This window comes from Peribacillus sp. P4_C12 (assembly GCF_056402095.1).
Genome location: NZ_JBFUIB010000295.1, coordinates 1 through 4,593 on the forward strand (window position 1 = coordinate 1; position 4,593 = coordinate 4,593).

4 protein-coding genes and 1 pseudogene are annotated in these 4,593 nt (G+C 41.5%); all 5 read right to left on the minus strand.

The window, feature by feature from the left end; translation table 11 throughout:
* A partial coding sequence (locus AC1DUW_RS21385) for a methylmalonyl-CoA mutase family protein (protein ID WP_477643402.1) occupies positions 1-403 on the minus strand: 403 nt, incomplete at its 3' end.
* Positions 404-777: 374 nt separating this feature from the next.
* Positions 778-2,058 carry a dihydrolipoamide acetyltransferase family protein gene (locus AC1DUW_RS21390; RefSeq protein ID WP_053346894.1) on the minus strand — a complete coding sequence of 427 codons (1,281 nt, stop codon included), beginning with the start codon at positions 2,056-2,058 and terminating at the stop codon, positions 778-780.
* Between the two features lie 26 nt (positions 2,059-2,084).
* Positions 2,085-3,068, minus strand: coding sequence for an alpha-ketoacid dehydrogenase subunit beta (locus tag AC1DUW_RS21395; RefSeq protein WP_477643403.1), 984 nt, complete (start codon positions 3,066-3,068; stop codon positions 2,085-2,087).
* A 12-nt stretch (positions 3,069-3,080) separates the two neighbouring features.
* Positions 3,081-4,076 (minus strand): thiamine pyrophosphate-dependent dehydrogenase E1 component subunit alpha, encoded by a 996-nt coding sequence (locus AC1DUW_RS21400; protein WP_057217372.1) that lies wholly within the window; start codon positions 4,074-4,076, stop codon positions 3,081-3,083.
* Positions 4,077-4,100: 24 nt separating this feature from the next.
* A pseudogene (locus AC1DUW_RS21405) lies at positions 4,101-4,520 on the minus strand (dihydrolipoyl dehydrogenase); the annotation flags it as partial.
* Positions 4,521-4,593 lie beyond the last annotated feature (73 nt).

The window sequence follows — 4,593 nt, forward strand, 5'->3', positions numbered from 1 at the left end:
CCTTTAAGGGGATATTATTAAACAATTTTTCAATCCTTGCCCCCTCAACAAGTAAACGAGCCGGGTATGCAACGACATTTTGACCGCGCTTAAATGCCGCTTGCATCTTTTCATTTGCCTCATCTGCTGTGATACCGCTTACAGGCTGAACGACAAGCCAAGGTTGTTCATAATAACCTGTCGGAGTAATTCCGCGAGTAAATGGAAAAAATCCCGGTAATTCTGCTGTTTTTGCTGATGAATCCTCCTTTTCTGTATAGAGTGGATTTAAAGTAATACCCTCATATGTATATGTTTTTAATTTTTCAACACTTTTACCTTTTAAACTGACTTCTGTAGCTTCTTTCCACTCTTCTAACGAAGGTTTAGGAAAGGTTATGTTTTTTACATCTTTCAGTTCCATCTGTAATCGCTTTCTTATCGTTTACTACCCGAATCGTTCTATCCCTTAATAACGGAGACCGAACGCTCAGTCAGTTAAATAAGAAAACCGCCCTCCCATCAAATAATCTGAATTATAATAACATTCTATCATAATTTCCTTGAAATTTAAGCTAATAGAAATTAGCACAGTCGGTTGTTTAGAAAATCTATACCACCTCTATTGAAGTACAGTTAGCTGTGTATTAGAACAGCTCTCTATAAAATAATAAGCAAAAAAAAAAATTTTGTCGATGTTTTTCTATATTCCAATAAAAATTTATTAATAAACAAGTAATGAAGCACAGAAAAAAAGGAAGAAACCTCTAGGCTCTTCCTTCTTCCTTTTCCCTTATTCTAGTAAATAGATGTATTGTCTTCGGTAATCTTTTCGATGATTTCTTTAACCCTTGCAAGGAATCGGCCGCATACCAGTCCGTCCAATACACGATGGTCTAGTGACAAACAAAGGTTTACCATGTCACGGACCGCAATCATGTCGTTAATAATCACCGGCCGTTTTACTATTGTTTCGACTTGTAGAATAGCTGCCTGTGGATAATTAATAATTCCCATGGATTGGACGGAACCGAATGAACCAGTGTTATTTACAGTGAACGTACCTCCTTGCATGTCCTCCGACTTTAATTTACCTGCCTTCACTTTAGATGCAAGTTCTTTTATCTCCCTAGCAATACCTTTAATTGATTTTTCATCTGCATTTTTTATGACAGGTACAAATAAGGCATCTTCTGTGGCAACGGCTATTGAAATATTGATTTCTTTCTTTTGAATGATTTTATCTCCTGCCCACATCGAGTTGATTTCCGGAAATTCCGTAAGAGCTTGAGCAACTGCTTTTACAAAGAATGCAAAGTAAGTTAAGTTGTAGCCTTCTTTTTGTTTAAAATCGGTTTTTAGTGAATCACGTAACTTCACCATGTTGCTTGCGTCAACTTCTACCATAGTCCAAGCATGAGGAATTTCATGCTTACTTTTTAACATATTGGAAGCAATCGCTTTCCTCACCCCGGTAACGGGTATTTCCCTGTCCCCAGTCGCAGTCGGAATTATGATTTCTGTACGAGCTCGCTGAGTGACTGGTGAGATAGTCTCTTCGCGAACGGATTCTGGAATAGCGGAAGGAGCATCCGCTTTAGGAAGAGTACCGGATTCAATAAGTTTCAGTAAATCTTTACGGGTAATCCGTCCTTCACTTCCTGTACCTTTTACTTGGGAAAGGTCAATTCCATGTTCCTGAGAGAGTTTTAATACAGCTGGTGAAAAGCGGGTTTTCCCTGATGCTTCACTAGATGTGTGAACATCCCTTGTTTCATTTGAATCATTTTTCTCACTATATGACTCTGCTTGACCTTCCGTTTTTTCTGCTTTTGCCGTTTCAACTTCAATCGAGCAAATAACTTCTCCTACTGCCAACGTTTGATTTTCGTCTGCTTTTAATTCCTTAATGATACCGGTAAAGGAAGAAGGAACCTCAGCATTTACTTTATCTGTCATCACTTCAGCAAGCGGGTCATATTTAGTGACACGATCCCCTGGCTTAACAAGCCATTTACTGATAGTTCCCTCTGTGACACTTTCACCTAGTTGAGGCATTTTCATTAGTTCCGTAGCCATGATTTGTTCCTCCTACTTATCAGTCATTAAAACTCAGCCAGTTCTCTCATCGCTTTTTCCACTTTATCTGGATTCACCATAAAATGTTTTTCCATCGTAGGAGCATATGGCATGGCAGGAATATCAGGACCGGCTAACCGTTTAATCGGAGCATCCAAATCAAATAGGCAATGTTCGGCAATGATGGCTGCGACCTCACTCATAATGCTTCCTTCTTTATTATCCTCTGTAACCAGTAAGACTTTCCCCGTTCTAGAAGCCGCTTCAATGATAGCTTCCTTATCTAATGGGTACACGGTTCGCAAGTCCAGAATATGAGCAGATATACCATCTGCAGCTAATTTTTCTGCTGCCTGGAGTGCAAAATGCACACAAAGACCATAGGATATGACCGTGATGTCTTCCCCTTCTCTTTTCACATCGGCCTTGCCGATTGGAAGTACATAATCTTCAGTTGGTACCTCACCTTTAATCAAGCGGTAAGCGCGTTTATGTTCAAAGAAAAGCACTGGATCTTCATCTCGAATGGCTGCTTTAAGCAACCCTTTTACATCATAGGGAGTGGAGGGCATGACAATTTTCAAGCCCGGTTGATTTGCAAAGAGAGCTTCAACAGATTGCGAATGATATAGGGCTCCATGAATCCCTCCCCCATAAGGTGCACGTATGACGATAGGACAGCTCCAATCATTATTAGAACGGTATCTAATTTTGGCCGCTTCTGAGACAATTTGGTTTACAGCCGGCATGATAAAATCAGCAAATTGCATTTCAGCTATCGGCCGAAGACCATACATAGCGGCTCCAATTCCAACTCCTGCAATTGCTGATTCAGCTAGGGGAGTATCAATAACTCTGGCTTCACCAAATTGGTCGTATAATCCATTAGTAGCTTTGAAGACCCCACCTTTTTTCCCTACATCTTCTCCCAGTACAAACACACGAGAATCTCTTTCCATCTCTTCCCTCATTGCCATTGTARCGGCATCTATATAAGAAATCACTGGCATTCTATTACCCCCTTACTTTTGTGCATACACATGATTCATAGCACTTTCAGCCTTCGGATATGGAGCATTTTCGGCATAGTCAGTTGCTTCGTTGACTATTATCATCACTTCATCATTCATTTGTTTTTCAAGCGCATCATCCATAATTCCTGTTTCCTTTAAATACGCTCCAAAGGTCTTGATGGAATCCTTTGTCTTCGCTTCTGCCACTTCGTCCGCAGTTCGATAGCTACGGTCATCATCATCACTTGAATGAGGGGTGAGCCTATACGAAACCGTTTCAATCAAAGTGGGTCCCTCGCCCCTGCGAGCACGGTCAGCCGCTTCTTTAACCGCTTCGTATACTTCTAATGGGTCATTCCCGTCGACAGTTATTCCAGGCATACCATAGCCAATCGCCCGATCCGAAACATTTTCACAGGAGAGTTGTTTCTCAATAGGAACAGAAATCGCATATTTATTATTTTCACACATAAAGATTACCGGAAGCTTGTGCACACCTGCAAAATTTGCTCCTTCATGAAAATCTCCCTGATTGGATGAACCCTCTCCAAATGTGACGAATGTAACTAGATCCTTCCCTTCCATCTTCCCGGCAAGGGCAATTCCTACTGCATGGGGAACCTGTGTCGTTACAGGAGAAGACCCAGTGACAATCCGGTTTTTCTTCTGGCCAAAATGACCTGGCATTTGCCGWCCACCAGAATTGGGATCTTCCTCTTTTGCAAATCCTGAAAGCATCAAGTCCTTTGCGGTCATTCCAAATGTCAGAACCACTCCAACATCTCGGTAATAGGGTAATACATAGTCCTTTTGACGATCCAATGCAAACGCAGCCCCAACCTGAGCTGCCTCCTGTCCCTGACAAGAAATTACAAAGGGGATTTTCCCGGAACGGTTCAACAGCCACATCCGCTCATCAATCCTACGGGACAAAAGCATTGTCCGATACATATCTAAAACTGTTTCCTCATTTAAGCCTAATTGTTCATGACGTTTTTCTACCATCATAAAACCTCCTGACCTTATTCTTTATGAATGAATGGCAAGCCCATCGACTGCTAGCGCTGCCTCGCCGATTGCTTCAGAAAGACTTGGATGTGGATGAATCGTTTTTGCTACTTCCCAAGGTGTCGCATCTAGTACTTTTGCAAGACCTGCTTCAGAAATCATATCGGTTACATGAGGTCCAATCATGTGAACGCCTAAGATATCATTCGTTTTTTTGTCTGCAATGATTTTGACAAAACCATCTGCTTCCCCGAAAACGAGGGCCTTACCCACTGCCCTGAACGGAAACTTTCCGGTTTTAAGGTCATAGCCTTCCTTTTTTGCCTGTTCTTCTGTCAAACCGACACTTGCAGCTTCGGGACTTGAATATACACATTTTGAAATAAGCGAATAATCTATACGCTCAGGTTTATTGCCTGTCATATGTTCAACAGCGTATAGATTATTCGCTTATTTCAAAATGTGTATATTCAAGTCCCGAAGCTGCAAGTGTCGGTTTGACAGAAGAACAGGC

Coding starts and splice junctions, on each gene's coding strand:
- AC1DUW_RS21390 (WP_053346894.1), bottom strand. CDS start 2,058: ATGGCTACGGAACTAATGAAAATGCCTCAACTAGGTGAAAGTGTCACA.